Annotated in this window: 27 protein-coding genes; 15 read left to right on the forward strand and 12 right to left on the reverse strand. The window is 67.2% G+C overall.

The window, feature by feature from the left end; translation table 11 throughout:
• Nucleotides 1-2: 2 nt before the first annotated feature.
• The 5 genes from trpCF to aroF are packed head-to-tail and all read right to left on the reverse strand — an operon-like array spanning nt 3 to nt 5587.
• Entirely contained in the window at nt 3-1364 is a 1362-nt protein-coding gene (trpCF, locus tag KTQ36_RS01530) for a bifunctional indole-3-glycerol-phosphate synthase TrpC/phosphoribosylanthranilate isomerase TrpF (RefSeq protein WP_218632011.1), read from the reverse strand.
• Complete coding sequence (gene trpD, locus KTQ36_RS01535) at nt 1357-2427, reverse strand: anthranilate phosphoribosyltransferase (protein WP_218632012.1); 1071 nt, start codon at nt 2425-2427, stop codon at nt 1357-1359. The genes trpCF and trpD overlap by 8 nt, the downstream gene beginning before the upstream one ends.
• Nucleotides 2428-2454: 27 nt before the next feature.
• Nucleotides 2455-3066 (reverse strand): anthranilate synthase component II, encoded by a 612-nt coding sequence (locus tag KTQ36_RS01540; protein ID WP_218632013.1) that lies wholly within the window; start codon nt 3064-3066, stop codon nt 2455-2457.
• The gene (locus KTQ36_RS01545; RefSeq protein ID WP_218632014.1) at nt 3063-4577 is read right to left on the reverse strand and encodes a chorismate-binding protein; all 1515 of its coding nucleotides are present in this window, start codon (nt 4575-4577) and stop codon (nt 3063-3065) included. Before KTQ36_RS01545 ends, KTQ36_RS01540 begins: the two co-directional genes overlap by 4 nt.
• On the reverse strand, nt 4574-5587 hold the full coding sequence (gene aroF / locus KTQ36_RS01550) for a 3-deoxy-7-phosphoheptulonate synthase (protein WP_218632015.1): 1014 nt from the start codon (nt 5585-5587) through the stop codon (nt 4574-4576). Before aroF ends, KTQ36_RS01545 begins: the two co-directional genes overlap by 4 nt.
• Before the next feature lie 341 nt (nt 5588-5928).
• Here aroF and KTQ36_RS01555 point away from each other — a divergent pair, with 341 nt between their 5' ends.
• From KTQ36_RS01555 to KTQ36_RS01595, 9 genes are read left to right on the forward strand one after another with little or no spacing between them, the layout of a single operon-like run.
• On the forward strand, nt 5929-6234 hold the full coding sequence (locus KTQ36_RS01555; protein ID WP_218632016.1) for a YerC/YecD family TrpR-related protein: 306 nt from the start codon (nt 5929-5931) through the stop codon (nt 6232-6234).
• Nucleotides 6231-7112, forward strand: a complete 882-nt coding sequence (gene hisG, locus KTQ36_RS01560; RefSeq protein ID WP_218632017.1) for an ATP phosphoribosyltransferase — start codon at nt 6231-6233, stop codon at nt 7110-7112. Before KTQ36_RS01555 ends, hisG begins: the two co-directional genes overlap by 4 nt.
• Nucleotides 7112-8398 carry a histidinol dehydrogenase gene (gene hisD, locus KTQ36_RS01565; protein ID WP_218632018.1) on the forward strand — a complete coding sequence of 429 codons (1287 nt, stop codon included), beginning with the start codon at nt 7112-7114 and terminating at the stop codon, nt 8396-8398. The genes hisG and hisD overlap by 1 nt, the downstream gene beginning before the upstream one ends.
• The gene (hisC, locus tag KTQ36_RS01570; RefSeq protein WP_218632019.1) at nt 8395-10032 is read left to right on the forward strand and encodes a histidinol-phosphate transaminase; all 1638 of its coding nucleotides are present in this window, start codon (nt 8395-8397) and stop codon (nt 10030-10032) included. Before hisD ends, hisC begins: the two co-directional genes overlap by 4 nt.
• 1 nt (nt 10033) lies before the next feature.
• Nucleotides 10034-10612, forward strand: a complete 579-nt coding sequence (gene hisH, locus KTQ36_RS01575; protein WP_218632020.1) for an imidazole glycerol phosphate synthase subunit HisH — start codon at nt 10034-10036, stop codon at nt 10610-10612.
• Nucleotides 10609-11331 (forward strand): 1-(5-phosphoribosyl)-5-[(5-phosphoribosylamino)methylideneamino]imidazole-4-carboxamide isomerase, encoded by a 723-nt coding sequence (locus KTQ36_RS01580; RefSeq protein WP_218632021.1) that lies wholly within the window; start codon nt 10609-10611, stop codon nt 11329-11331. Before hisH ends, KTQ36_RS01580 begins: the two co-directional genes overlap by 4 nt.
• Nucleotides 11318-12085 carry an imidazole glycerol phosphate synthase subunit HisF gene (hisF, locus tag KTQ36_RS01585; protein WP_218632022.1) on the forward strand — a complete coding sequence of 256 codons (768 nt, stop codon included), beginning with the start codon at nt 11318-11320 and terminating at the stop codon, nt 12083-12085. Before KTQ36_RS01580 ends, hisF begins: the two co-directional genes overlap by 14 nt.
• The gene (gene hisIE, locus KTQ36_RS01590; protein ID WP_218632023.1) at nt 12082-12687 is read left to right on the forward strand and encodes a bifunctional phosphoribosyl-AMP cyclohydrolase/phosphoribosyl-ATP diphosphatase HisIE; all 606 of its coding nucleotides are present in this window, start codon (nt 12082-12084) and stop codon (nt 12685-12687) included. The genes hisF and hisIE overlap by 4 nt, the downstream gene beginning before the upstream one ends.
• A 32-nt stretch (nt 12688-12719) precedes the next feature.
• A complete protein-coding gene (locus KTQ36_RS01595) occupies nt 12720-13895 on the forward strand; it encodes a BaiN/RdsA family NAD(P)/FAD-dependent oxidoreductase (protein WP_218633774.1) in 1176 nt (391 codons plus the stop codon).
• On the opposite strand, the gene KTQ36_RS01600 is transcribed toward KTQ36_RS01595, so the two are convergent.
• The 6 genes from KTQ36_RS01600 to hemC form a co-directional block, all read right to left on the reverse strand.
• Nucleotides 13892-14635, reverse strand: a complete 744-nt coding sequence (locus KTQ36_RS01600) for an inositol monophosphatase family protein (RefSeq protein WP_218632024.1) — start codon at nt 14633-14635, stop codon at nt 13892-13894. The two genes, KTQ36_RS01595 and KTQ36_RS01600, sit on opposite strands and share 4 nt — an antisense overlap.
• A 16-nt stretch (nt 14636-14651) precedes the next feature.
• Nucleotides 14652-15287 (reverse strand): prolyl hydroxylase family protein, encoded by a 636-nt coding sequence (locus KTQ36_RS01605; protein ID WP_218632025.1) that lies wholly within the window; start codon nt 15285-15287, stop codon nt 14652-14654.
• Nucleotides 15262-16395, reverse strand: coding sequence for a serine hydrolase (locus KTQ36_RS01610; RefSeq protein ID WP_218632026.1), 1134 nt, complete (start codon nt 16393-16395; stop codon nt 15262-15264). The genes KTQ36_RS01605 and KTQ36_RS01610 overlap by 26 nt, the downstream gene beginning before the upstream one ends.
• Nucleotides 16396-16490: 95 nt before the next feature.
• Nucleotides 16491-17324, reverse strand: a complete 834-nt coding sequence (locus KTQ36_RS01615; protein ID WP_218632027.1) for an MICOS complex subunit MIC60 — start codon at nt 17322-17324, stop codon at nt 16491-16493.
• Nucleotides 17321-18013, reverse strand: a complete 693-nt coding sequence (locus KTQ36_RS01620; RefSeq protein ID WP_218632028.1) for a uroporphyrinogen-III synthase — start codon at nt 18011-18013, stop codon at nt 17321-17323. Before KTQ36_RS01620 ends, KTQ36_RS01615 begins: the two co-directional genes overlap by 4 nt.
• Nucleotides 18010-18909, reverse strand: a complete 900-nt coding sequence (gene hemC, locus KTQ36_RS01625) for a hydroxymethylbilane synthase (protein ID WP_218632029.1) — start codon at nt 18907-18909, stop codon at nt 18010-18012. Before hemC ends, KTQ36_RS01620 begins: the two co-directional genes overlap by 4 nt.
• An 81-nt stretch (nt 18910-18990) precedes the next feature.
• Between hemC and tsaD the strand changes: the two genes are divergently transcribed.
• Nucleotides 18991-20028, forward strand: a complete 1038-nt coding sequence (gene tsaD / locus KTQ36_RS01630; protein ID WP_218632030.1) for a tRNA (adenosine(37)-N6)-threonylcarbamoyltransferase complex transferase subunit TsaD — start codon at nt 18991-18993, stop codon at nt 20026-20028.
• A complete protein-coding gene (locus KTQ36_RS01635; RefSeq protein ID WP_218632031.1) occupies nt 20025-21014 on the forward strand; it encodes an NAD(P)H-dependent glycerol-3-phosphate dehydrogenase in 990 nt (329 codons plus the stop codon). Before tsaD ends, KTQ36_RS01635 begins: the two co-directional genes overlap by 4 nt.
• A gap of 10 nt (nt 21015-21024) precedes the next feature.
• Here the strand turns inward: KTQ36_RS01635 and KTQ36_RS01640 are convergent, their stop codons facing one another.
• Nucleotides 21025-21222, reverse strand: a complete 198-nt coding sequence (locus KTQ36_RS01640) for a DUF1674 domain-containing protein (protein WP_218632032.1) — start codon at nt 21220-21222, stop codon at nt 21025-21027.
• Between KTQ36_RS01640 and KTQ36_RS01645 the strand changes: the two genes are divergently transcribed.
• Genes KTQ36_RS01645 through purH form a run of 4 tightly spaced genes read left to right on the forward strand, consistent with a single transcriptional unit; the run spans nt 21221 to nt 26348 of the window.
• Nucleotides 21221-22465, forward strand: a complete 1245-nt coding sequence (locus tag KTQ36_RS01645; protein WP_218632033.1) for an RsmB/NOP family class I SAM-dependent RNA methyltransferase — start codon at nt 21221-21223, stop codon at nt 22463-22465. The two genes, KTQ36_RS01640 and KTQ36_RS01645, sit on opposite strands and share 2 nt — an antisense overlap.
• 18 nt (nt 22466-22483) lie before the next feature.
• Nucleotides 22484-23143 carry a ribulose-phosphate 3-epimerase gene (gene rpe, locus KTQ36_RS01650; protein WP_218632034.1) on the forward strand — a complete coding sequence of 220 codons (660 nt, stop codon included), beginning with the start codon at nt 22484-22486 and terminating at the stop codon, nt 23141-23143.
• A 14-nt stretch (nt 23144-23157) separates the two neighbouring features.
• Nucleotides 23158-24750 (forward strand): heparinase II/III family protein, encoded by a 1593-nt coding sequence (locus KTQ36_RS01655; protein ID WP_218632035.1) that lies wholly within the window; start codon nt 23158-23160, stop codon nt 24748-24750.
• 11 nt (nt 24751-24761) lie between these two features.
• Nucleotides 24762-26348, forward strand: coding sequence for a bifunctional phosphoribosylaminoimidazolecarboxamide formyltransferase/IMP cyclohydrolase (gene purH / locus KTQ36_RS01660; protein WP_218632036.1), 1587 nt, complete (start codon nt 24762-24764; stop codon nt 26346-26348).
• Nucleotides 26349-26410: the final 62 nt, after the last annotated feature.

A 26410-nucleotide genomic window follows, 5' to 3' on the forward strand; every position in this document is an offset into this window, starting at 1 on the left:
CTTCACGCGGCAGTCCTCCGGCACTTGGGGCGTAGCGCCGCGAACAGCGCCTCGATCTTGGCGGCGTCCTTACGACGTGGCTCCGCCTCGACGCCAGAGCCGACATCGATCCCGAAGGCACCGACCTGCGAGGCTTCGTTGGCGTTGGCGGGGGTGATCCCTCCGGCGAGGAAGGCGCCCGACAGGTCACTGCGGCCGTCGATCGCCGCCCAGTCGAACACGCGCCCGGTGCCGCCACCCGGCCGGTCGAACAGGGTGCGGTCGCCATGACGGGGAGCCGAGGCGCGCTCTTCTTCCACGGCACAAGCCGTCCAAACTTCGCAACCTTCGGGGAGCAGGGTGCGCAGCAGCGCGATATCGGTCGCCCCTTCGCCGCCGTGCAGTTGGACGGCTGCCAGCTTCAGGACGCGCGCCAGCTCCGCGACACGCTCCGGCTCTTCGTTGCGTAACACGCCCACGGGCTTCATCCCGAACGAGCGTGCGGCACGCGACAGCACCCGCGCCTCCGCCACGTCGACGACGCGCGGCGTTTCGGGCACCAGGATGATGCCCGCATGGGTCGCGCCGAAGCGCGCGGCCATGGCAACATCCTCGACACTGGTCAGCCCGCACAGCTTGACCGGCCCATGAACCAGCGAGCGCGCCGCCAGCGCGATATCTTCCGCCGCCATCAGTGACGATCCGACAAGAAATGCGTCGACGACCGCGCCGAGCCGCTGCACGTCGACCCGCGACGACACGCCGCTTTCTGAAATCAGGATCGCGCCTTCGGGGGCGAGTGGGGCGAGCCGTTCGGTCACCGCAAGATCGGTCTTGAGCGTCTTGAGGTCGCGATTGTTGATGCCGATGATCTCGGCGCCCAGCACTGTCGCGCGCGCCATTTCGGCCTCGTCATGCACTTCGACGATCGCGTCCATCGACAAGCGCTTGGTCTCGGCCATCACGTCCGCTGCAGTCGCATCGTCCAGCACCGACATCATAACCAGCACCGCATCGGCACCTGCGCGCCGCGCCTCGCTCACCTGCGCGACGTCGACGATAAAATCCTTGGCGAGGATCGGCCCGCCAAAATTGCGCCGGATTTCTTCGAGCAGTTTGAGCGAGCCGCCGAAATCCTCTTCGTCGGTCAGCACGCTGATCGCATCCGCCACCGGTCGATAGGCATCGAGCGCGTCCATCGGCTCATGATTCGCCACATGGCCCGAGGGCGAGCGCGGCTTGATCTCCATGATGAAGCGCGCACCCGGCTTGGCCAGCGCCGCCTTGAGGCTGCGCGTCGTCGGCTCGGCGGTGACCGGTCCCGAAAGGCGCGCGGCGACCTCTTCGCGTTTGCGCGCGACGATGCGCGCGAGGACGTCAGCCACGGGTCGCCTCCGCATAGGCGTCGAGCAGCGCGCCCGCCTTGCCCGCGGCGAGCGTATCGCGCGCGAGATCCGCACCTTCCTTGAGGTCGCCGACCTTGCCCGCCGTCATCAGCAGGGCCGCGGTATTGAGAATGGTGATGTCTGCGTCCGCCTTCGCGCCCTTGCCATCGAGCAGCGCGCGCAGGCGCTCGGCATTCTCGGCCGGCGTCCCGCCCTCGACCGCCTTCAGCGGCTGGCGTTCCAGCCCCGCATCTTCGGGCGTGATCGTGAGCTCGCGGATTTCGCCGTCGATCACCAGCAGCGCGCGCGTCTCGTCATGCAACGCCACTTCATCGAGCCCCGAGCCGTGCAGCACCAGCGCCCGCTCGACCCCCGTCCCTTGCAGCACTGCCGCGATCCGTCGAAGCATCGTGGCATCGGCCACGCCCAGCAGCTGCACGCGCGGCCGCGCCGGGTTCACGCACGGGCCGAGCATGTTCATCACCGTACGCACCGCCAGTTGCCGCCGCACCACCGCGGCATGCTTCATTCCCGGGTGATAGGCGGGGGCGAAGAGGAAGCAGAAACCGGTTTCGTCAAACGTCTTGCGCGCCGCCTCGGGCGACTGGTCGAGCCGGCATCCGAGCACTTCGAGCACGTCGGCCGACCCGCATTGCGAGCTGACCGAGCGGTTGCCGTGCTTGACCACCGGCAGCCCGCACGCCGCGGCGAGAAAGCCGGTCGCGGTCGACACGTTGATCAGCTTCGACCCGTCACCGCCCGTGCCGCAGCAATCGGCGAACAGCCCATCGGGGCGATCGAAGGGCGTCGCCGCGCCTTGTAGCGCCTGCGCCGCGCCAGTCATCTCTTCCGCCGTCTCGCCCTTCATGCGCAGCGCGATCAGCATGCCCGCGATCTCCGCAGGCTCGAGCTTGCCGAGCACCAGGCGCTCGAACAAATGATGGCTTTCCTTGGCGGTCAGGTCCTCGCCCGTCAGCAATTTGGGCATCGGATTAGGCACCGGTCCCTTGTCGAGGGGCGGCGGCGTGACGGTGGCGGTGGTCATGGGTTGTGCGTCGTACATGATGGATACTTTCGAAAAATATGGACTTCAGGCGGCCTGTCGGGTGGCGAGCGCCGACCAGCGGTCGCGCGCCCAGGCAATGATCGAGACGATCAACTTGTCGCCCGCGGGCGTCAGGATCGATTCAGGGTGAAATTGCAGGCCGAGCTGTGCGGCCTCGTCGTCGCGGATCGCTATCGCCATGCCGCCCAGCTCGGCATCGACCGTGAAGCGTCCGGGCAGGCTGGCGACCGGCGTGCAGAGCGAATGATAGCGGCCGATGGGCAACGGGCTGGCGAGCCCCGCGAAGGGGCCGGTACCTTCATGCGCGATCCGGCTCACTTTGCCGTGGCAGGGCGCGCTGGCGCGTTCGACCGTGCCACCGGCCTCGGCGACGATCGCCTGATGGCCGAGGCAGATACCCACCAGCGGCACTTCGTTTCTGGCAAGCCGGACGAGCGGGAGACTGCAGCCCGCATCGTCCGGCGAGCCGGGGCCTGGCGAGATAAGCAGCGCCGCCCCCTGTTCCCGGGCGCGAGAGAGGAGGGTGCCCGGGTCAACCGTATTACGGAAAATGGAAACCTGTGCCCCCGCGACGCGCAGCGCGTCGACGAGGTTGAAGGTGAAGCTGTCGCGATTGTCGACGACCAGAAAGTTCATGCTGCCGCCCCCAGTGCCGAGAGCATGGCGAGCGCCTTGGCGCGGGTTTCGGCGGCCTCGGCCTGCGGGTCGCTGTCGGCGACCACGCCGGCACCCGCGCGCACCGTCGCGACGCCCCGATCGACCATCGCCGAACGGATCACGACCGCGCTGTCCATCGCGCCGTCACCGGTCAGCGCGAAGATCGCACCGCCATAAGGCCCGCGCGCACTGGTCTCGACGCCTCGGATCAGCTCGATCGCCTTGAGCTTGGGCGCGCCCGAGAGCGTCCCGACATTGAGGCAGGCGCGGATCGCGTCGATCGCGTCGCGCCCCTCATCGAGCCGCCCTTCGACGCGGCTGACGAGGTGCATCACCTTGGCGAACCGCTCGACGGTCAGCAGCTTGGCGACCCGCCGACTGCCCGGCGCGGACACCCGCGCGACGTCGTTGCGCGCGAGGTCGACCAGCATCATGTGCTCGGCGGTTTCCTTGGAATCGAGCCGCAGGTCGGCCTCCTGCCGGTCGTCGGCATCGGGGGTCGCGCCACGCGGCCGCGTCCCTGCAATCGGGCAGACCGCCAGCGTCGTACCGGTCTCGTCGGGCGTCAGTTCGATGGCTGTTTCGGGCGAGGCGCCGAACAGCGTGCCGTGGTCGGTTTTGGCGTAGAAGTGGAAGGCGCTGGGATCGGCAGCGACGAGCCGGCGGAAGGCGGAAAGCGGATCGGCGCAGGGCGCGGTGAAGCTGCGGCTGGGCACGGCCTGGAAGATGTCGCCCGCCGCGATATTCTCCTTGAGCTGCTCGACGATCTGCACGAAGGCGCCGTCGTCGACATCGGTCGTCGCCTCGCCACCTTCGGCGTCGGCAACGGCAGGCGCGACTGCGGTGTCGATGACCGCGGTCAGCTTGGACAGCCGTTCGGCAGCGAGCGACTGCTGCCGATTGGCGACGTCTGCGTCCTCGTGACCGACCGTCAGCGCCAGCACGCGCGCAGCCCCGCTCGGCTCGACCACCACCAGCGTCTGGGCAAGGTGGACGAGGAGGTCGGGGAAGTCGGTCTCGGCAGCCGCGGGCAGCGCCTCCACCATATCGACATGATCGAAACCGAGAATGCCCATCAGGGTGAGCGCGTGTGTGTCGCCGCTCGCGGGCAGGCTCGCCGCCGCACGCAGCAGTGCGAGTGCGCCCGGATCGGCCATGCGCTTTTCCTCGTCAGGATCGTCGCAGCGCGGGAATGCAAATTGGGTGACGTCGCCCATCACATCGCTCAGCGCCGAGCGGCAGGCGAGCGCGATGCGATCGGCGAGCAGCCGACCGCTTTCGCTCAGCGCGGTCATCGTGGTAGCCTCACCCTTGGCTTCCAGCCGGAGCGCCGCATCGACAAGGATCAGCGCGCGTCCGCCCGTCCGGCGAAACAGCATCGGCGCCATGCCGCCACGCGCGGTCAGCGCCGCGTGCAGCGTCACCGGATCGTGCGCACCGGGAAGGCGACGGGTCAGGCAGCCAATCTCAAGATGGGCGAGCTTGCTCAAAAGGTACGCCCCACTACCGGCAGCAGCGCCTTCAGCCGGTCGCCGAGCGCCTTCATCTGGTCGGGATAAAGCGACTGCGGCCCGTCGCTGAGCGCGGCGGGCGGATCGAAATGCACCTCGACCATCACCCCGTCCGCACCAGCCGCCGCCGCGGCCAGCGCCATCGGCGCGACGAGATCGCGCTTGCCGGTCCCGTGCGACGGGTCGACCACGACGGGCAGGTGCGATTTCTGCTTGAGCAGCGGCACTGCGGCGAGGTCGAGCGTGTTGCGCGTCGCGGTCTCGAAGGTGCGGATCCCGCGTTCGCACAGGATCACGTCTTCGCAACCCGCGGCCATGATATATTCCGCCGCGAGCAGCAGGTCGTCGACCTTGGCCGACATGCCGCGCTTGAGGAAGACCGGCTTGCCCGCCGCGCCGACCGCCTTGAGCAGCGCGAAATTCTGCATGTTGCGCGCGCCGACCTGCAACATGTCGGCCTTGCTCGCGACGAGGTCGACGTCGGCGGTCTCGATCACCTCGGTCACCACCGGCAGCCCGACTTCGCGGCCGACATCGGCGAGGATTTCTAGCCCCACCGGACCACGGCCCTGGAAGCTGTAGGGCGAGGTGCGCGGCTTGTAGGCGCCGGCGCGCAGCACGCTAGCACCTGCATCCTTGGCCGCCTTGGCACTGGCGAGCAGCTGGGTCTCGTTCTCTACTGCGCACGGCCCCGCGACCAGTCCGAAGCGCTGCCCGCCAAAACTTGCATCGCCGACCGTCACGATCGTGTCGTGCGGGTGGAGTTCGCGGCTGACCAATTTGTAGGGAGCGAGGATCGGCTTGACCGATTCGACGTGCGGATCGGCATCGAACGAGAGTTCGGACAGGACGCGTTCGTCACCCAGCGCGCCCAGCACGACGCGCTCGGCGCCCGGCATGTGAAGGGGCTTCAAGCCCTTGGCTTCGATTTTCTCGAGCATCCCGTCGATGGTTTCCTGCGGGGTCTCGGGCTTCATCACGATGATCATAGTGTCTTGTTCCTGGCGAAAACGGAGGGGAGGGGGAGCGCGGGCCAGGCAAGAAAAAAGGCCCGCTTTGGATAGCGAGCCTTGGTTGGTCATCAGTCCCTGTCGGGCAGGGTTAACCGCGTGCGCGCCATCCTATGGACGAGCGCCACCACCACAGCTTCGCGCCGCGAATGGAATCGGTCGAAAGGTGCGTCTCACACATGCACGCGAGGATTGGCAGGAAGCTCCTACAAGTCAAGCGGCCTTTTTGCCGTAGCCGCCGGGGGTTGCGAATCGGCAACTTACACTCTAGACGCACGTTTCATTGTTCTAACACGCTGTAACAAACAGGAAGTGCCGTCATGGCCAACGCCCAGTCCCCGCGCCAATCCAAGGATGCGCTCGCGACCACGCTCTCGCGGATCGACGATCCCGCGATCATGCTCGCCATGCTCGACGATCTGTGCACGCCCGCCGAGCTGACGGCGCTGTGCGAACGCTGGCACATCGCCCAGCTGCTCGACGAGGGCGAGCTGACCTATCGCGAGATCGGCGCGCGCGCCGGTGCATCGCCCACGACCGTGACCCGCGTCGCGCGCTTCCTGCGCGACGGCGGCGCAGGCGGCTATCGCGCCGCGCTCGACATGCAGAAGGAGTATGCTTCGTGAGCATCGACCGCCTCCAGATGGCGATCCAGAAATCGGGTCGCTTGTCCGACCAGAGCCGCGGGCTGCTCAAGAGCGCGGGGATCAAGATCCAGGCCAACAAGGGCCAGCTGACCGCGCGCGCCACCAATTTCCCGCTCGACCTGATGCTCGTGCGCGACGACGACATCCCGACCTTCGTCGCCGATGGCGTGTGCGAGCTCGGTATCGTCGGTGAAAATGTCCTGGGCGAATATGCGCTCGGCCGGCCCGAGGCCGGGATCGAGATTCTCGCCCGCCTCGGCTTCGGTCGCTGCTCGCTCAAGATTGCCGCGCCGCAGGAGGAAGAGTTCGACCTATCCAATCTCGAGGGTAGCCGTATCGCGACCAGCTATCCGCTGCTCACCAAGAAATGGCTCGCCGACCAGGGCATTTCGGCTGAGATCGTCACGATGCGCGGCGCGGTCGAGCTCGCCCCGCGCCTCGGCATCGCGTCATACATTTGCGACCTCGTCTCGACTGGCCAGACGCTCGAAGCCAACGGCCTGAAGCCGGTCCAGACCGTGCTCGAAAGCGAGGCGGTGCTGGTGCGCACGGGGCGTGAAATCGTGCCTGACCACGCTGCCGCGCTCGACCAACTGAAAACCCGCATCGACGGAGTCATCCAGACTTCGGAGAGCAAATATATCGTCCTCAACGCGCCCGAGAGCGCGCTCGACGATATCGGTCGCATCCTGCCCGGTGCCGACGCGCCGACCGTCATCCCGCTTGCGGGTCGCCAGGGTCACTTCGCGGTCCAGGCCGTGTGCCAGGAATCGGTCTTCTGGGAGACGCTCGAGGAACTTAAGGGCGCCGGTGCGCGCGACATCCTTGTCATGCCCATCGAAAAGATGATGCTCTGATGACCCTGTTCGACTGGACCAATGCCTCTCCCGAAGAGAAGGACGCGATCCTCGCGCGGCCCGACCGCCGCGACGACCCCGATCTGCGCGCCGAGGTGGCCCGGATGGTCTACACCATTCGCGACGAAGGCTGGCCTGCGCTCCGGCGCTATGCGCGTCGGATCGACCAGGCCGACGTCCGCGCCATTGCGGTCGAGCCCTATGCCGATCGCGCCGAGCGGACACTCGGCGATGAGGCGATCGATGCCATCGCGCTCGCCTACGACCATATCGCCAAATTCCACGAGGCCGCGCGCCCCGACGACGTGTTCGTCGAGACCTGCGACGGCCTTACAATGTCCAAGCGCTGGATCGCGCTCGACCGCGTCGGCCTCTACGTGCCCGGCGGTAAGGCGCCGCTCTTTTCCACGCTGCTGATGCTCGCCGTGCCCGCGCGCATCGCGGGGGTGCGCGACATCGTCTGCGTCACCCCGCCGCGCGCCGACGGCGGGCTCGACCCTGCCATCGCCTATTGCGCACGCTTGTGCGGAATCGATCGCATCTGGTCGGTCGGCGGGGCGCAGGCGATCGCCGCGCTCGCGTTCGGCGCGGGCGATATCCCCGCCGTCGACCGCATCTACGGCCCCGGCAACAAATGGGTGTCGATGGCCAAGTCGCTAGTCTCGTCCACCCCGGGAGGCCCCGGCATCGACCTGCCTGCGGGCCCCTCCGAACTCCTCGTCATCGCCGACGACAGCGCCGACCCCGTCTTCGTCGCCGCCGACCTCTTGAGCCAGGCCGAACACGATCCCGACGCGCAAGTGCTGCTGGTCTCGACCGACGAGGGCTGCGCGCGCGAAGCCCTTGCGCAGGCCGAGCGCCAGATGGCGGCGATGGGCGGCGACTTCGCGCCCATCCGCACCGTCCTCTGCGCCGACCTCAACGATGCGGTCGAGATCGCCAATCTCTACGCCCCCGAACATCTCAGCCTCGCGCTCGATGCCGCCGATGCCGATGCCGTCGCCGCTAAGATCCGCAACGCCGGCACCGTGTTCGTCGGTCACTCGGCCGCGGAGACGTTTGGCGACTATTGCGCCGGGCCCAGCCACGTCCTGCCCACCGACGGCGCGGCCCGCTACACGGGCGGCATCTCGACCCAGACCTTCATGAAGGCCGTCGGTTTCCAGCGGGTCGAGGGCAATGGCGCGCGCCAGATCGCCGCCGCCGCCGCCGCGCTCGCCCGCCTCGAAGGGCTCGAGGCCCACGCCCGCGCCGCCGAGGCCCGGCTCGGAAAGGCGCTCGCATGACCCTCGCCGACCGCCTCGCCCGACCCGATCTCGCCGACCTCCCGCCCGTCGACCTCGCCGGTGCGCCGGCGCCCGGCACCATCCGCCTCGACGCCAACGAAAACCCGTTCGAGCCGCTCGCGGGCAAGGGCGACATCAACCGCTATCCCGAGCCGCAGCCTGCCGCGCTACGCCAGCGCATGGCCGATCTCTATGGTGTCGATGCGGCGCGTCTTTGGGTGTCGCGCGGCAGCGACGACGCCATCGACCTGCTGAGCCGCGCCTTCTTGGTGCCGGGACAGGATCGCATCCTCGTCGTCGAACCGACCTTCTCCGCCTACGCCCAGTTCGCGCGCATCCAGGGCGCCCAAGTCTCCAGCGTCCGCATGGACGACGATTTCACCTTCGACGCCGACGCCGTGCTCGCCGCCGCGAAGGACGGCGCAGCCCCCAAGCTGCTGTTCGTCTGCACCCCCAACAACCCGACCGCCACGCCCGTCGACCCCGACGATGTCCGCCGCCTCTGCCGCGAGCTGCCCGACACGCTGGTCGTCGCCGACGAAGCCTATGGCGAGTTCACCGACACACCCAGCCTTGCGCCGGAAACCGGTGCCATCGAGAACCTCGTCGTCCTGCGCACCTTGTCGAAGGCGTACGGCCTCGCCGGTGCGCGCATCGGTTGCGCCATCGCTTCGCCCGACATCATCGGCTGGCTTGCGCGCGTTTCGCCGCCCTACCCGCTTCCCGGCCCCTCGATCGATGCCGCGCTCACCGCGCTCGCGCCCGAACGCATGCCGGTCCACATGGACCGCGTCCGCCGCCTCGTCGCCGACCGTGACCGCCTCGCCCAGCAATTCCGCGATGTCGGCGAAGTCGAAGCGCTTTACGCCGGCGGCAATTATCTCTTCCTCGTCGTCGCCGACCCGGCCGACCTCGCCCGCCGCCTCGCCGCTGCCGGTGTAAAAGTCCGCTTCCGCCCCAAGGCCGCACCCGGAGGCGTCCGCATCACGGTCGGCACCCCGGCAGAGAACCGCGCCATGCTCGCCGTGTTCGGCATTGCCGAAGAGCGCCCCGCAGGCCGCCGCGCCGCGGTCACTCGCGACACGGCCGAAACCCGCATCGCGGTCGAGATCGACCTCGACACGCCCGAGCCCAGGCGCGTCATCGACACCGGCATCGGCTTCTTCGACCACATGCTCGACCAGGTCGCAGCCCATGGCGGCTTCGGCCTCACCTTGAGCTGCACCGGCGACACCCACATCGACGCGCATCACAGCGTCGAGGATGTCGCACTCGCGCTCGGCTCCGCGCTCGACAAGGCGCTGGGCGACCGCGCGGGCATCGGCCGCTTCGGTTTCGCGCTGCCGATGGACGAGACGCAGGCCGACGTGCGCGTCGACCTGTCGGGCCGTCCCTACAGCCGCTTCGAGGGCGAATTCAGCGCGGACAAGGTCGGCGACCTGCCCACCGAGATGGTCCCGCACGTCTTCCGCAGCCTCGCCGATTCCATGCGCGCCGCGATCCATGTGCGCGTCGATGGCGAGAACGACCACCACAAGGTTGAAGCCGCCTTCAAGGCGTTCGGTCGTGCGCTGCGCCAGGGCCTGTCGACCGGCGCTTCGGGCGGCATCCCCTCGACCAAGGGGAGCCTGTGAGGTGGTCGCGATCCTCGACCTTGGTTACGGCAATGTCGAATCGGTTCGGCTGGGATTCCGCCGTGTCGGCGCGGATCCGGCACTCGTACGCGATGCAAAAGCGGTCGAAGAGGCCGAAAAGCTCGTCGTGCCCGGGGTCGGCCACGCCGGTTATGCGATGGAAAAGCTCGAAGCCCACGGATTGGTCGACGCGCTGAAGGCACGCCGCGGCCCGATGCTCGGCATCTGCGTCGGCATGCAGCTGTTCCACGAGGCGTCCGACGAAACCGACCGCCCGCTCTTGGGGCTCGTCCCCGGCACCGTGCGCGGCCTCGACCCCGCGCCCGGCCGCCCGGTTCCGCACATGGGTTGGACAAAGATTGCCGACGTTGCCGATGATATCGGCCTTGCCGAGGGCGTCCAGCTCTATTTCGCGCACAGCTTCGCCTGCCCCGTCACCGACGCCAGCGCCGCGACCGCCGACTATGGCGGCCCGATCGCGGTCGCGTTGCGCCGTGACAATCTGTGGGCCGCGCAATTCCACCCCGAACGCTCCAGCACGGCTGGCGCCAATTTCCTGAAGGCTTTCCTCGCAGCATGAAACTGATCCCCGCCATCGACCTCATGGACTCGATGCCCGTCCGCCTAGCCCAGGGCGACTTCGACCGCCGCACCGACTATGGCTCGACCGCCGACGATGCGCTGGCGGCGTTCAAGGCGCAGGGCGCCGAGCTGACCCACATCGTCGATCTCGACGGCGCGCGCGCGGGCGAACCCAGGCAGCATGAGCTTATCGCCTCGCTGGCGCCGATCATGCCGATCCAGGTCGCCGGCGGTTTCCGCACGCGCGAACAGGTCGGCGACATGTTCGAGGCGGGCGCCGCGCGCGTCGTCATCGGCAGCCTCGCGCTGAAAAAACCGCAGGCCTTCGTCGAAATGCTCAACTGCTACGGGGCGGAGCGCATGGTGCTCGCGCTCGACGTCGCGATTCAGGACGGCGCGCCCGTCGTCGCCTCGCACGGGTGGCAGGAAAGTAGCGGCCGCAGCCTCGACGACGTCCTCGCCGACTTCCCGCGCGTGCGTCACATCCTCGTCACCGACATATCGCGCGACGGCATGATGTCCGGCCCCAATGTCGAACTCTACCGCCTGCTGAAGGCGCAATATCCCGACATCGTGGTGCAGGCCTCGGGCGGCGTCGCCTCGCTCGACGACCTCGATGAACTACGCGCGGCGGGCGCTGACGCGGCGATCACCGGCAAGGCGATCTGGGGCAAGACCTTCTCGGTCGCCGACGGAGTAAAGCGTGCCCGCGGCTAGGATCATCCCCTGCCTCGACGTCGCCGACGGCCAGGTCGTCAAGGGCGTCCAGTTTCGCGATCACCGCGTGATCGGCGACATTGTCGAACATGCCCAGCGCTACTCGGCCGAAGGCGCGGACGAGCTCGTCTTCTACGACATCACCGCCAGCGCCGACGGGCGCAGCGTCGACACCGACTGGATCCACCGCGTCGCCGAAGTGATAGACATCCCCTTCTCGGTCGCGGGTGGGATCACCGACGTCGTGCATGCGGAGGCGTGCCTGCGCGCGGGCGCCGACAAGGTCTCGGTCAACAGCCCCGCGCTCGCCGATCCCGACCTCATCGCCCGCCTTGCCGACGCCTTCGGGCGCCAATGCGTGGTGCTCGGCATCGACAGTTTCGAGGACGATCAAGGCACCTACCGCGTCCGCTCGCACACTGGACGGCCCGAGGCGATGCGCGAGACCGGGCGCACCATGCTCGAATGGGCACAGGAGGCGACCGCCAAGGGCGCGGGCGAAATCGTGCTCAACTGCATGAACCGGGACGGCGTGCGCGAGGGCTACGACCTCGACCAGTTGAACGCGCTGACGACCAGCGTCGACGTGCCCGTCATCGCCAGTGGCGGTGCGGGTGCTCCTCAGCATTTCGCCGACGCCTTTGCCAATGGTGCGTCCGGCGCGCTGGCGGCGTCGGTTTTCCACGACAACCGCCTGACCATCGCCGAGGTTAAGGATCATCTTGAACAAGAGGGCTGGGAGGTCCGCCGATGAACATCGATCAACTGGCCTGGGACAAGATGGACGGCCTGCTCCCTGCCATCGTGCAGGACGCCGCTTCTGGCGAGGTCCGCATGCTCGGCTATATGAGCCGCGACGCGCTCGCCGCAACGCTCGACACGGGCAAGGTCACTTTCTTCTCGCGCTCCAATCAGGCGCTCTGGGTGAAGGGGGAAACCAGCGGCAACACGCTCGACCTCGTCTCCGTCGCGACCGACTGCGACGATGATGCGCTGCTGGTCGTCGCACGCCCCGCAGGCCCGACCTGCCACAAGGGCATGCGCAGCTGCTTTGGCGAAGACGTGATCACCGGCACCGGCTTCATCGGCCAGCTCGAACGTATCGTGTCGGCACGTGCATCGTCCGACCCCGACGACAGCTACACCGCGCGACTGATGGAGCGCGGCATCAAGCGCATCGCACAGAAGGTCGGCGAGGAAGGGGTCGAGGCCGCTTTGGCAGCGACCGCCGGCGACAAGCACGAAGTCGCGAGCGAAGTCGCCGACCTCGTCTATCACCTCACCGTGCTTCTCAAGGCCTCCGACACCGACTGGCAGGCCGTCATCGACGTGCTCAAGGAGCGGCACGAGGCTTGACGCGCCGCGCGCGCGTCGCCAGCGCAGCCGGCATGATCGATCATGACGTCATCGTGCTGGGTGCGGGCGCTGCGGGGCTCATGGCCGCTTTCACCGCGGGCCAGCGCGGCCGCCGCGTGCTGCTGGTCGATCACAATAGCGCGCCGGGCAAGAAAATCCTCATCTCGGGCGGCGGGCGCTGCAACTTTACCAACCTCTACGCCGCGCCCGACCGCTACCTCTCGTCCAACCCGCATTTCCCCAAGTCGGCGCTCGCGCGCTACACACAATGGGATTTCATCGACCTTGTCGAACGCCACGGCATCGCTTGGCACGAAAAGACGCTCGGCCAGCTCTTCTGCGACGGCAGCGCCAGGCAGATCGTCGAGTTGCTGATGGACGAATGCCTCCAAGGCAACGTCGATTTGGCCTTCGGCCGCAGCCCCACTGTGTCTCGAGAGGGCAATCGCTTCCACGTCGACCTCGATGGCGAAATCCACAGCGCCGCCGCGCTCATCCTCGCCACGGGTGGCCCTTCCATCCCCAAGCTGGGCGCGACCGGCTTCGCCTACGATCTCGCCCGTTCGTGGGGGCTCAAGATCGTCGAGCCGCGCCCGGCGCTCGTCCCGCTGACGCTGCCCGGCGACGAAGCGCTCTTTCGCACGCTATCGGGTGTCGCGACCGAGGTCGTCGCCACTGCCGAACGCGGCCCGCCCTTTCGCGAAGCCGCGCTTTTCACCCATCGCGGGCTCTCGGGCCCGTCCATCCTGCAAGTCTCGAGCTATTGGCGCGGCAATAACGAAGCGGTGGGCATCGACTTCCTCCCCGATCGCGCATCCAACTGGCTCGCCAACATGAAGCGCGACCATCCCAACCGCACGCTGCGCCGCGTCCTTGCCGACGCGCTGCCCGAGCGTCTCGCCGAAGCGCTGATGGAGCGGCTGGGCGTCGACGGTCCGCTCCAGTCGCTCACCGACGCCACGCTCGACGAGGTCGCCGCGCGCCTCGCCGACTGGCGCTTCACCCCCAATGGCAGCGAGGGCTTCGCCAAGGCCGAAGTCACCGTCGGCGGCATCTCGACCGACGAACTCTCGTCCAAGACGATGGAGGCGAAGAAGGTGCCGGGCCTCTACTGCATTGGCGAGGCGGTCGACGTCACCGGTTGGCTCGGCGGCTATAATTTCCAGTGGGCCTGGGCCTCGGGGAAGGCGGCTGGCGAAGCCGCCTAGAGCAGCTTGACCGCTTCCTCGTAGAGCTGTTCGCTCGCTGCCGCGATCACGTCGCCGCCCGTCAGGTCCGATCCCCCCGACCAGTTACCGACGAACCCGCCCGCACCGCGCACCACCGCGACCAGCGCATCATAGTCGTGCGGCTTCAAGTTGGTTTCCGCGACCAGGTCGATGTCTCCGGTCGCCACCCGCGCATAGGCCATCGCATCGAGCCCGTAACGCGCCACGCGCGAGCGCTCGTAAAGCTTGGCAAAACCCTGCTGCTCGCGTGCGGACAAGATACCCGGATCGGTCGTCGCAATCCGCGCCTCGTTTAACACCGTGACCCCGCTCACCCGCACCGTCTCGCCGTTACGCTGCGTGCGGCCATCGATCGCGATCACTCGCTCCGACAGCGCGGGCAGGTCGATCATCCCCGCGCGATGCTCGCCATCGCTTAGGAAACCCACCAGCACCGCCCAGCTCGGCAGCCCGCAAACGAACGCCCGCGTCCCGTCGATCGGGTCGAGGCTCCACCAGCTGTCCGAACCCTGTCCGGTCCAGCCATATTCCTCCCCCCAGATCCCGTGATCAGGAAACCGACGCTCTATCCGTTCGCGCATCGCCCGCTCCGCCGCTCGATCGGCTTCGGTGACGGGATCGAAATCGTTCCCGCCCGCCTTGTTCTCGGGCTCGCGCGCGGCGCCTTCGATCGCCTTGCGCGCAGCATCGCTCAATTCGGTGAAGAAGGCTGCGTCCATGCCCCTTGCCTAGCCGCTAGGCCTCGTGCTGGCGATACCATTTGGTGATGATGTATTTCGTCCCGCTCCGTACCTTCATTCCGTGATGCAGCGTCGCGTGATTTTCGTTCCCGTCAGGAAGGAGGTTGTTCCACAGGAGCAGCTTGCCGGTCTCGGGCTGCACCGTCTTGTTGATCACCTTGAACCGCGTCGCCCCGCCCGCCTCTGGTTCGTTGAGGTAGAGCATCGCGGTCCAGGTCCGCTGCCCCTGCTCGGCGCAGTGATGGTAGAAATCGGGCGTACCCGGCGTGAACGTGTCGGTATGCGCCTTGAATTCCTGCCCCGGCGCATAGCGCTGCCCCTGGATCGCCTCCCCGAAGCAGCCGGGGATGCCGGTTAGCATGGTAAGCAATGTCTCGACCCGCTGCACCACCGGCTCGCCGGCATCGAGATCGCACGTCTCGCTGGTGCGAAAGGCCGCATCCCCCATGTCGTTGGCGATTTCCGAGGGTCGACGATTCCGGTCGATCAGGTCGCACAGCGCGGCGCAATCCTCGTCCGAAAGAAAGTCGCGGACGAAGAAGAGATCGAGCTTCCGGTTGGGAAGTTTCTGGACGCCGGTGGTCGCGCTCAGGCGCTCCGCGACGTCAGAGGGAAAAGCCCTGGCTGCCATGCTGCTCGTGATAGGCGATAATCATGCGCGTGACATCCCTCATCAGCTCCTGCGCACCGCCGTCGGTCGCATTGGGCACGGTGAGCATGGCGACCGCATAGCTCGACCCGTCGGGCGCGGTGAGAATGCCGATATCGTTCAAGCCGCCGACACGGCCGCGATAATTCTGGCCGGTCCCGGTCTTGTGGCTCCAGCTCCAGCCCGCCTTGATCCCGCCTTGCACGCGAAGGCGACCGGTCTTGGTCATGCCCATCGTCGTCAGCAGCTTTGCGGTCGACTGGGGCGACAGCAATTCGCCACGCTCCAGCTTGGCCAGTGCGCGTGCAATGCCTATCGCCGATGCGCCGTCATAGGGGTTGTCGATATAGGCGTTGAATGCGGCCGAGCGCTGTGATGCCGGCACGCGCGCCCGCGCGGCGCTGAAATTGTTGCCCAGCGAATAGCTGGCATTCCAGGTCAGGCCCGCAATTTTGGCCTGAAGGGCGCGTTCACCCTCATAGAAGTTGATGTCATCCAGCCCCTTCGCAGCCAGCGTATCGCGCACGGCCTGCGGCCCGCCGACGGCCCACATGAGCTTGTCGTTGGCGTGATTGTCGGACTTGGTGATGGCTTCGTAGAGCAGTTCGTCGAGGCTCGCGGTCCAACCATTGCGCAGTACGCGGTTGGCGGTGGCACGGCTCCAAAGCGTCAGGTCGTTGCGACCCAGCGTGACGCGCGTGTTGAGATCGACCTCACCTTTGTCCGCCTTGTCGAGCGCGGTGAGCGCGACCCACATCTTGCTGACCGATTGCTGCGGCAGCAGCCGCTCGGTGCGCCAGCCGGCTTCCCAGCCATCGTCGATCGATTTGATCGCGATCCCCGACATTCCGTTGAAGCTGCGCACGCGCTCGAGAATCTGGGCTTCGAGCACCTGCACGCCGGCAGGACGCGGCGGCGGCGCGGGTTGGAGCTGCTGCTGGGTGGTCTGGGCAACTTCAACGACGTCGCGCGTATCGACCGTGGGCGGCGGGGGCGAGTCACGGCTTTCGATATTCTCGACATGCGCGATCGCGCCGGACAGGCCGGCGACCGCAAAGGCCAATGGCAAGAATGCAAGACGTGACGTCATGAAGTCATTTATCCCCTTATCCCCGGTAAATCAGGTAGTTAGCCTGTTTAACGCGATCTAGCTTAACGAAGGATGAGGGGGAATCCCGCCTCGATTCAATTCGTCGCATTTTCCTCACGGGATAACAGCGCAGCGCTTTCGAGCCGATCGAGCGCCTGGCGCGTAGCGACGTAACGGCGCGCATCGGCGACCCAGTCCTCTGCTGCTTCGGCGCCGGGCAGGCGCATGGTCTCCGCTAGCGCTGCGCTGACATCGCCCAGGCGCAGTTCGACGAGGGCGCGATCGTAGCGCGCGCGGGGCCGAGGGTTGGGCTGGTCGGCGCTGTAAACGATCACCAGCGAGCCCACCTCGCGTTTCAGGTTGTCCCAGAAGCCCGGATCTTCCGACCCGCGCCGTAGGACGGGGCCCAGTTCCTCGTAGCGCCGGACGAGATCCTCGAGGCGGACTGGATTGCGCGATGCGGTGATCACGCGCGCCACCGCTCGCGGATGGGTCGATCCGAAGCGCTGTGTCAGCAGGGGCTCTAGGAATCCCAGGGGCGCGCCTCGTTCGATCGCGCGGCGTGCGGCGAAGGCAACCAGCAGCGCATCGGCGCGGCCAGCGCTCCCCTCGGCGCGCTCGATCCGTTCTTCGATCCGCGCAACACGCTCTTCCATCGAGCCCAATTCCTCGATCGCATCGCGGGCCTCTTCGGCCGCTGCATTCGCGGAAGCGGCGGCGTCGGCGGTTTCGCTTTCGACCTGCGGAGAAGGCAATGCGCGTTTTTGTTGCGGAGCCAGCGCTACCGGAGTCCTCTCGGACGACTCTGGCGATGGTGTAACACCGACGAAGCGCGCCACGCCTTCGGATTCCTTCATCAGCCAGGTTGCGCCTGCGGCGCCCGCCAGCAGCAGCGCCGTTGCGCCCAGCACGATCGCCTTTGGCGTCATTCTTCTTGCCCTCCACTCGAGGAAGGAGTGTCGCACAGTCTTTTGGCGAGTGAAAGTAATGTCGGGTCGTCGGGCGTCTTGGCGGTCGACACGCGCTCCCAACCCTCACCGCAGGCCTGGGCGGCCGCCTCGCTGATCGCCGCGATCGAGACCGTCGAGCGGACTTCGTCCGGAACCAGCTCTGCCAGCCTCTTTCCGGCCCGCGGACTGTGCACGCACGCGACCGCCCCTTCCAGCTGGGCGATGCCCTCCGGATGCTCCCGTTTCACGGCGGTGTAGACCTCCACCGGCACGACCATCTGCGACAGGTCGGAGGGCACACGCCGATGGCGTCCGGCCAAATGGAGCAGTCGCAACCCGTTCGGGAGACCCTCCAGCATCTCCGAGATCCCGGCATTTCCGACCCGGTCGACCATCATGCCCGCCGAGCGGGCCGCCGCTGCAGTCGCCTCTCCGACCGCGTGCACTGGAAGCGATTTCAGCGCGTCGAGCCCTTCGCCAGCATGCCGCGCGGCATTGGCGCTGGTCATCAGGATGGCGTCGAACCGCTCGGGATCGGGGGCCTTCCATTCGCATGGGCGGACCTTGAACAGTGGGAGGCGGATGATCGTCTCGATCCCCAGCGCTTCGGCCCGCGCCGCGCTGAGCGACCCGCCGGGCTCGGGGCGAAGGATTGCCAATGGCCTCAAGTAAAAAGCTCCCGGATCGACGGCGGCGCGTCCGATAATAGTGTTTCGGCGAGTGCTATTGCGGGGTCTGCATCGCCGACCGCCATGTGGCACGACCCCGTGACGCAGGCACTGCCGTCTTCGGCATAGAGCGCGGCGTCGAGCGTAATCCGGCCATTGTCATGCCGCGCGGCGGCGGCGACCGGACTATGGCAGTCCCCGCCCAGCGCACGGACGAAGGCGCGTTCGACCAGGACATCCTCGTGGGTTTCGGCATGGTCGATCGCCGCCAGCAAGTTGCGCGTCTTTAAGTCATCCTCGCGCGCATCGATGCCTACCGCGCCTTGGGCAGGTGCGGGCAGCAAGTCGTCCAGCGCATGGCCAACGTCGACTAGACCAAGCCGGTCGAGGCCCGCCGCCGCCAACAAGGTGGCATCGACCTGGCCGCTGTCGACCGCCTTCATCCGCGTCGCGACATTGCCGCGCAAGTTCACGGTCTTGAGGTCGGGGCGCAGATGACGAAGTTGCGCCGCACGGCGCGGGCTCGACGTACCTATGATCGCGCCTTCGCGTAGCGCGTCGAGGCGCTCAGCCCCGATCAGCCGATCGCGGCGGTCCGCCCGTTCGAGGATCGCTGCGATCCCCAGCCCTTCAGGCCGTTCGCTCTCGACATCCTTCATGCTGTGCACCGAGAGATCGGTTTCGCCCGCCAGTAGCGCGCGGTCGAGTTCCTTGGTCCACACCGCCTTGCCGCCAATCTCGGCCAGCGGACGGTTTTGGATCCGGTCTCCGGATGTCTTGAGCGTCACAATCTCGACCAGACAGCCATGCGCTTTCTTCAGCGCGGCAGCGACCATTTCGGCCTGGATCACCGCGAGCGGCGACCCTCTCGTCCCCAGTCGGAGGCTTTTCGTCATGTTCACCGCTTTGTCGCGCCCGCCCCCGCCATGCAAGCGCTTACTGGCGCTGTTGGCAGAAATCTGGCAACGCTCGGCGCCATGGCGATCATCCTCGGCCTCGAATCCTCGTGCGACGATACGGCGGCGGCGCTGGTCGACACCGACCGGCAAATCTTGAGCCAGGCGGTGGTCGGACAGGCGGACCGCCATTCGCCCTATGGCGGCGTCGTGCCCGAGATTGCCGCGCGCGCCCATGTCGAAATCCTGCCCGACCTGGTGCGGCAGGTGCTCGAAGATGCCGAGATGGAGATTGGCGATATCGACGCCATCGCCGCGACTGCGGGTCCGGGGCTGGTCGGCGGCGTCATGGTGGGGCTACTCACGGGAAAGGGGCTTGCACTAGCGGCGGGCAAGCCGCTGATCGCGGTCAATCACCTCGAAGGCCATGCGCTGAGCCCGCGCCTCGCCGATCCCTCGCTCGACTTCCCCTATCTGTTGCTGCTCGCCAGCGGTGGCCATTGCCAGCTGCTCGAAGTGCGCGGCGTTGGCGATTATCGCCGTCTTGCCACCACGATCGACGATGCGGCCGGCGAGGCCTTCGACAAGGCCGCCAAGCAGCTCGGGCTGGGCTATCCCGGCGGACCGGCAGTCGAGAAACTGGCCGCTGAGGGTTGTCCCACCGCCGTGCCGCTCCCGCGTCCGATGATCGGCAGCGGCGAACCCCATTTCTCCTTCGCTGGCCTGAAGAGCGCGGTGCAACGCGCGGTGGCGAGCGGCCAGTTCGAGCCGGAGGATGTCGCTGCCTCCTTCCAGCAGGCGGTGATCGACTGTTTCGTCGACCGGACCCGCATTGCGATCGAGCAGGCCGATGTGAAGTCGCTGGTCGTGGCCGGCGGTGTCGCCGCCAACCAGGGCGTGCGTCGTTCGCTCGAGAAATTGGCGGGGCAGCACGGCCTGGCCTTTTCGGTCCCGCCCGGCTGGCTGTGCACCGACAATGCGGCGATGATTGCCTGGGCTGGGGTCGAACGCTTTGCCTCGGGCGAGTTTGCGGGCGATCCGCTCGATACGCCGGCGCGGGCGCGCTGGCCGCTCGACAGTGATGCTGACAAGGTGCGTGGTGCAGGAGTGAAGGCATGAGTATAGACAAGATTGCCGTCGTCGGCGGGGGTGCGTGGGGGACCGCCCTCGCGCAGGTAGCAGCGGCGGGTGGCAAGGACGTCACCCTCTGGGCGCTTGAGGACGATGTCGTCTCGGCGATCAACAAGATTCACGAAAACCCGATCTACCTGAAGGGCTGCAAGCTCAGCGAAAGCATTCGCGCGACCAGCAATTTCTCCGAACTCTCCGACGCCGACGCCTGGATCGTAGTCACGCCCGCGCAGCATATGCGCGCCGTGCTCGGCCGCGCGCCGTGCCCCAACATGCCGCTCGTGCTGTGCTCGAAGGGGATCGAGGAGCAATCCGGCCAATTGCTGCATAATGTCGCGGCTGATGTTTGCTCGTCTTCGCCGATCGCGGTCTTGTCAGGTCCGACTTTCGCGCACGAGGTCGCGAAGGGACTGCCGACGGCAGTGACGCTGGCCTGCGAAGATGACGATCTGTGCAATGCATTGCGCGACCGGCTCTCAATGCCCTCCTTCCGCATCTACACCAGCGACGACGTCGCCGGGGCCGAAGTGGGCGGGGCGATCAAGAACGTGCTGGCGATCGCTTGCGGCATCGTGGCGGGCAAGGAGTTGGGCGAGAATGCGCGATCGGCGCTGATCGCAAGGGGCTTTGCCGAGATGAAGCGGTTTGGAGCTGCCTTCGGCGCGCGCGAAGAAACGCTGGCGGGCCTATCGGGCCTTGGCGATCTCGTCCTCACCTGCTCGTCGACCGCCAGCCGCAACTTCTCGCTCGGTAAGGCGATTGGCGAGGGCAAGGCTGCTGCCGATCTGATGAAAGACCGCACTACGGTCGCCGAAGGCGCGCACACGGCCCCGGTGCTGCGCCGCCTGTCGCGGGAGAAAGACATCGACATGCCGATCGTGGCGGCGGTCGACGATTTGCTGGCGGGACGCTGCGACGTCGATGCGGTGCTCGAACGACTGCTCAGCCGTCCGCCGCGACCTGAAACCGCCTGAGGCCGGCCTCCTAGAAGTCGATTGCAATGCCCTTTTTCTCCCAGTCGCCATAGCGGGTGGGGTCGGGCCGCTCTTCTTCGCCGTCGGGCGTCTCCGGCTGGTCCTTGGCCTCGGGCTCGGGAACCGGCGGCGAGGGCGACAGGTGCTTGGGCGGCTTGACGTGATCGGGGCGTTTCATTCCGGCAAGATGGGCGCTAGGAGGCGCCATGCCAAGACCCAGCGAAGACCAGAATCCCGGAGTCCCCGCCCGCGCGGCCGCGCTCCGTATGCTCGATGCCGTGCTGCGCCGCGACGAGACGCTCGACCAGGCGGCACGCCATTCGACCAAGGGGCTGTCTCCGTCCGATGCCGGACTGGCGCTCGCAATCGCGGGTGAGGTCTTGCGCCGCCTGCCGTTGCTCGATTTGACCATCGACCGTGCGATGCGCCTGCCGCTGGCTGAGGACGCCAAGGCGCGCATGGTGCTGCGCATGGCGCTGGCTCAGCGGATCGGGCTCGACACGCCGCCACATGCGATCCTCGCGACGGCGTTGCCGCTGGTCGAGGGCGGCCCGCGCCGATTGGTTCACGGCGTCCTCTCCAACCTGTTCAAGCGCGACCTTCCGCAGGGCGCTGCGCTGCCCGAGACGGTCGCGAAGCGCTGGGAAGACACTTGGGGCGGGGCCGAGGTCAAGGCCGCCGAAAAACTGCTCGCGCATCGTCCGCCGCTCGACCTCAGCTTTGCCGGAGTCGTGCCGGACGACTTTCCCGGCACCTCGCTCCTGCCGGGCCATCGCCGGCTGGAAGATGCCGGTGACGTCACCGCGCTCCCGGGCTTTGCCGAAGGCGGCTGGTGGGTGCAGGACATCGCCGCCTCGCTCCCCGCGCGTCTCGTCCCGTCCGACGCCGCGCGCGTGCTCGATGCCTGCGCCGCTCCGGGCGGCAAGACGATGCAGCTCGCAGCCGCCGGTCACCAGGTCACTGCGCTCGACCGCAACCGGAGTCGTCTCGGACGACTCCGCGACAATCTCGAACGCACCGGGCTGCAGGCCGAGGTCGTCGAAGGCATGCTCGAAGACCATCGGGCGGAGCCATACGACGCGGTGCTGATCGATGCGCCGTGCAGCTCCAGCGGGACCTATCGCCGCCATCCTGAAGTCCTCTACCGCGCCCGCCCACGCGTCATTGCCGACATGGCCGACGTGCAGGCACGCCTACTCGATGCCGCTGTGCCGCTGGTGCGCGATGGCGGGAGCCTCGTCTACGCCACGTGCAGCCTCGAGCCTGAAGAGGGCGAACTACAGGTCCGCTCCTTCCTCAAACGGCATTCCGAATTCATGCTTCGGCCGGTCCCGACCATCGGCGATTTCGGCCCGTCCGGCGACGGCTGGTGGCGGATCCTGCCCACGGCACTCAAAAATGTCGGTGGATGCGACGGATTCTTCGCATGCCACCTTGTGAAAAGGGGCTGATCCCGTCTAATCGGTTCCATGGCCAAACCACTTATTTCCCCGTCGATCCTGTCCGCCGATTTCGCCAAGCTTGGTGAGGAAATCCGCGCCATCGACGAAGCCGGCGCCGACTGGATCCACGTCGACGTCATGGACGGACATTATGTCCCCAACATCACCATCGGCCCGGGCGTCGTGAAGGCAATCCGCAAGCACACGGACAAGCCCTTCGACGTCCACCTGATGATTTCCCCCGTCGACCAGTATCTCGAGGCGTTTGCCGAGGCAGGCGCAGACATCATCACCATCCATCCCGAGGCCGGACCGCATGCCCACCGAACGCTCCAGGCGATCCGTGGGCTGGGCAAGAAGGCAGGCATCGTCCTCAATCCGGGTACCGGCGTCGACAATCTTGACTATCTGCTCGACCTCGCCGATCTCGTCCTTGTGATGAGCGTCAATCCGGGCTTCGGGGGTCAGAAGTTCATCCCCGACCAGCTCCGCAAGGTCGAGAAAATCGCCGAACTCAAGGAAAAACGCGGGCTCGATTATCATATCGAGGTCGATGGTGGCGTCGATCCCGACACCGCGCCGCGTTGCGTCGATGCTGGGGCGACCGCATTGGTGGCGGGCACGGCGGTCTTCCGCGGCGGCCCGCAAGCCTACGCATCTAACATTGCCGCGCTCAAGGGTGCGTGATGGCGCCAGGCGGGTTGCAACGCTTTTTCGGTAGCAAGAAGGCGCCGCTGCGCCTTGCCGCCGTGCCGCGCGACCATGTAGAGGGCGACCGCCGCAAGGGCGAGGCGATCAAGTCGGGGGTGCTGCTCTTCGGCGACCAGCGGCTCGGCCTCGCCGATCTCGATTTCGCCGCCATCGGCACCCAGACGCCTATCGCCCGTCATCTCCAGTCCTTCGCCTGGCTACGCGATCTCTCCGAAGTCGCCAGCCGCGAGCACGGCGCGCCTTTGGTCGAGGCCGTGGTCGGCCGCTGGCTGGTCGCGCATGGCACGCGACCCGACGAGGCGTGGGCGCCGCATCTGTGGGGCGAGCGTCTGCTTTTCTGGACCGCCTATGCGCCCTACCTCCTTTCGAGCCAGGACAGCGGCTATCGCGCCGCCCTCCTCAACACGCTGGCCAGGGGCGCGCGTCATGTCGATGCGCAGGCCGATCGCGCTGACCCCGGCATCGATCGCATCACCGCCTGGTCCGGTCTGACCGCCGCTGCGCTGTGCGTCGAGGGTGCGGTGCCCCGCATCGCGCGCGCCGAGGCGGGACTGATGCGCGCGCTTGCGCAGGGGCAATTCGAAGATGGTGGCCTGATGAGCCGGAGCCCGCACGAGCAACTGCTGCTGGTCGACCGGCTGGGGCTCGTCCGCGCCGCCTATTTCGCCGCGAAACAGGATCTTCCGGATGCGCTCGACGCTGCCGCGGCGGCTGCGCTGTCGGCCCTGCACGGTGTCACCATGGGCGATGGCAAGCTCGCCAGCTGGCAGGGCGGCCATCCCGGCCTGCTGCGCGATATCAACGCGGTCGTAGAAGGGTGCGGCATGCGCGCGCGCCCGCTGCGGCAAGCGCGAGGCTGGGGCTATCAGCGCCTCTCGGCGCTCGGCACCATCGTCTCGCTCGACGCCGCACCGCCGCCATTGCCCGCCATGGCGCATGCCGGCAGCGCATCGACGCTCGCCATCGAAATCGCCGACGGCGACCAGCGCATCGTGGTCAGTTGCGGCGGTCCGGGCCTCGGCACCACGCGCATGCCGCGTGAACTGATCGAGGCGCTGCGCTCAACCGCCGCTCACTCCACGCTCACCGTCGATGACAGCAATTCGACCGCCATCATGCCCGACGGCAAGCTTGGCCGAGGGGTCACCGACGTCGCCATCGACCGGATCGAGGATAATGACGCCAGCCGGATCGTCGCCAGCCACGATGGCTATGCCCGCCGCTACGGCCTGATCCACGAGCGTCGCCTCGCGCTTGGCAATGACGGGAAGCTGATCACGGGCGAGGACAAGCTCGAGGCGCGCGGGCGCAAGAAGATCAAGGACGCGGTGCCGTTCGCGCTACGCTTCCACCTTGCGCCGGGGATCGAGATCACGCCGACCGCAGACGGTCTCGGCGCCATCCTCCGCTCCGAGAACGCGCCGGCATGGAATTTCCGTTGCCGCGGCGCGATGCTCACCATCGAGGAAAGCCTTCACGTCGACGGGCGGGGCACGCCCCAGCCCTCGCAACAACTCGTGATCGTCGGCGAAACGTCGCGGCACGGCACCGACATCGCCTGGCAATTCCGCCGCTCCAGCTAGAGAGACTTTTCGTGACCCAGCACAAACCCATCAAACGGGCCCTCATTTCGCTTTCGGACAAGGAGGGGCTGGAACCGCTCGCAGCCGCACTGGTGCGCCACGGCACCGAACTCGTCTCGACTGGTGGGACCGCGAAAAAGCTGCGCGAGATGGGGCATGACGTGCGTGACGTCAGCGACCTTACCGGTTTCCCGGAGATGATGGACGGGCGAGTGAAGACGCTTCACCCCAAGGTGCACGGCGGCATCCTCGCGGTGCGCGACAATCCCCAACACGTCGCCTCGATGGAAGAGCATGACATCGGCCCGATCGACATGCTGGTGGTCAATCTCTACCCGTTCGAGGCGACTGTCGCCTCGGGTGCGGATCGCGACACGATTATCGAGAATATCGACATCGGCGGCCCCTCGATGGTGCGCTCGGCGGCGAAGAACCACCGCGATGTCGCCATCGTCACCGACCCGGGCGACTATGACGCGATTATCGGCGAGTTGGACGGGCATGGCGGCCTGACGCAGGAATTCCGCACCATGCTCGCAGCCAAGGCTTTTGCGCTGACCGCCAGCTACGACGCGATGATCGCGGGCTGGTTCGCGCATGCCGACCTCGGCCAGGCCTATCCCGAGACGCGCGTGCTCGCGATGCGCATGGCCGACGAGCTGCGCTACGGCGAGAACCCGCACCAGCAGGCCGCGCTTTATCTTCCGCACGGTCCCGAGCGCGGTCTCGCCGCGGCCGAGCAGGTGCAGGGCAAGGCGCTGAGCTACAATAATCTTAACGATGCCGACGCCGCGTTCGAGCTCGTCGCCGAGTTTGCGGGCCAGAAGCCCAGCGTCGTGATCGTCAAGCACGCCAATCCGTGCGGCGTGGCGCAGGCCGACAGCCTGCTTGACGCGTGGAAAGCGGCGCTCGCCTGCGACAGCGTTTCGGCCTTCGGCGGCATCGTCGCCACCAACGTCCCGCTCGACGCCGAAACCGCCGAAGCGATCACCCAGATCTTCATCGAAGTCGTGGTCGCCCCCGATGCCAGCGACGAAGCCAAGGCAATCTTCGCCAAGAAGAAGAATCTCCGCCTGCTGCTGACGGGCGACCTGCCCGACGCCGACCGCCCGGGCCAGAGCATGAAGATCATCGCCGGCGGCATTCTCGTGCAGGACCGCGACAACGGCTCGATCGGCAAAGACGACCTTAAGGTCGTGACCAAGCGCCAGCCCAGCGAGCAGGAATTGGAAGACGCGCTCTTCGCCTGGACCGTAGCAAAGCACGTCAAATCCAATGCCATCGTCTATGCCAAGGACGGCTCGACCGCCGGCGTCGGCGCAGGCCAGATGAACCGCCGCGACAGCGCGCGCATCGCTGCCGCCAAGGCCGAGGAAGCGGCCGAGACCCACGGATGGGACGAAGTGCGCACCAAGGGTAGCGCGGTGGCCTCGGACGCCTTCTTCCCCTTCGCAGACGGGCTGATGGCCGCAGTCGAAGCGGGCGCGACGATGGTGATCCAGCCGGGTGGCTCCATTCGCGATGATGACGTGATCGCTGCCGCCGACGAAGCAGGGCTAGCGATGGTGTTTACTGGCATGCGGCACTTTAGACATTAGGCTGAGGCGGGCCAGGGCGGCCTGCCCCATCAGACGGGTCGCTGCGCGCCCGCGGGCCGACT

Origin of the sequence: Sphingomicrobium clamense (assembly GCF_019264355.1) — a bacterium.
Lineage (GTDB): Bacteria > Pseudomonadota > Alphaproteobacteria > Sphingomonadales > Sphingomonadaceae > Sphingomicrobium > Sphingomicrobium clamense.

Excerpts from the sequence above, each read along its gene's own strand:
- hemC (WP_218632029.1), bottom strand. The coding sequence starts at position 18,909 with ATGACGAAAAGCCTCCGACTGGGGACGAGAGGGTCGCCGCTCGCGGTG.
- KTQ36_RS01635 (WP_218632031.1), top strand. The coding sequence starts at position 20,025 with ATGAGTATAGACAAGATTGCCGTCGTCGGCGGGGGTGCGTGGGGGACC.
- KTQ36_RS01615 (WP_218632027.1), bottom strand. The coding sequence starts at position 17,324 with ATGACGCCAAAGGCGATCGTGCTGGGCGCAACGGCGCTGCTGCTGGCG.
- KTQ36_RS01540 (WP_218632013.1), bottom strand. The coding sequence starts at position 3,066 with ATGAACTTTCTGGTCGTCGACAATCGCGACAGCTTCACCTTCAACCTC.
- KTQ36_RS01595 (WP_218633774.1), top strand. The coding sequence starts at position 12,720 with ATGATCGATCATGACGTCATCGTGCTGGGTGCGGGCGCTGCGGGGCTC.
- tsaD (WP_218632030.1), top strand. The coding sequence starts at position 18,991 with ATGGCGATCATCCTCGGCCTCGAATCCTCGTGCGACGATACGGCGGCG.
- KTQ36_RS01605 (WP_218632025.1), bottom strand. The coding sequence starts at position 15,287 with ATGGCAGCCAGGGCTTTTCCCTCTGACGTCGCGGAGCGCCTGAGCGCG.
- rpe (WP_218632034.1), top strand. The coding sequence starts at position 22,484 with ATGGCCAAACCACTTATTTCCCCGTCGATCCTGTCCGCCGATTTCGCC.
- aroF (WP_218632015.1), bottom strand. The coding sequence starts at position 5,587 with ATGATCATCGTGATGAAGCCCGAGACCCCGCAGGAAACCATCGACGGG.
- hisIE (WP_218632023.1), top strand. The coding sequence starts at position 12,082 with ATGAACATCGATCAACTGGCCTGGGACAAGATGGACGGCCTGCTCCCT.
- KTQ36_RS01645 (WP_218632033.1), top strand. The coding sequence starts at position 21,221 with ATGCCAAGACCCAGCGAAGACCAGAATCCCGGAGTCCCCGCCCGCGCG.
- KTQ36_RS01640 (WP_218632032.1), bottom strand. The coding sequence starts at position 21,222 with ATGGCGCCTCCTAGCGCCCATCTTGCCGGAATGAAACGCCCCGATCAC.
- KTQ36_RS01580 (WP_218632021.1), top strand. The coding sequence starts at position 10,609 with ATGAAACTGATCCCCGCCATCGACCTCATGGACTCGATGCCCGTCCGC.
- hisD (WP_218632018.1), top strand. The coding sequence starts at position 7,112 with ATGACCCTGTTCGACTGGACCAATGCCTCTCCCGAAGAGAAGGACGCG.
- trpD (WP_218632012.1), bottom strand. The coding sequence starts at position 2,427 with ATGTACGACGCACAACCCATGACCACCGCCACCGTCACGCCGCCGCCC.
- KTQ36_RS01610 (WP_218632026.1), bottom strand. The coding sequence starts at position 16,395 with ATGACGTCACGTCTTGCATTCTTGCCATTGGCCTTTGCGGTCGCCGGC.
- KTQ36_RS01555 (WP_218632016.1), top strand. The coding sequence starts at position 5,929 with ATGGCCAACGCCCAGTCCCCGCGCCAATCCAAGGATGCGCTCGCGACC.
- KTQ36_RS01600 (WP_218632024.1), bottom strand. The coding sequence starts at position 14,635 with ATGGACGCAGCCTTCTTCACCGAATTGAGCGATGCTGCGCGCAAGGCG.
- hisC (WP_218632019.1), top strand. The coding sequence starts at position 8,395 with ATGACCCTCGCCGACCGCCTCGCCCGACCCGATCTCGCCGACCTCCCG.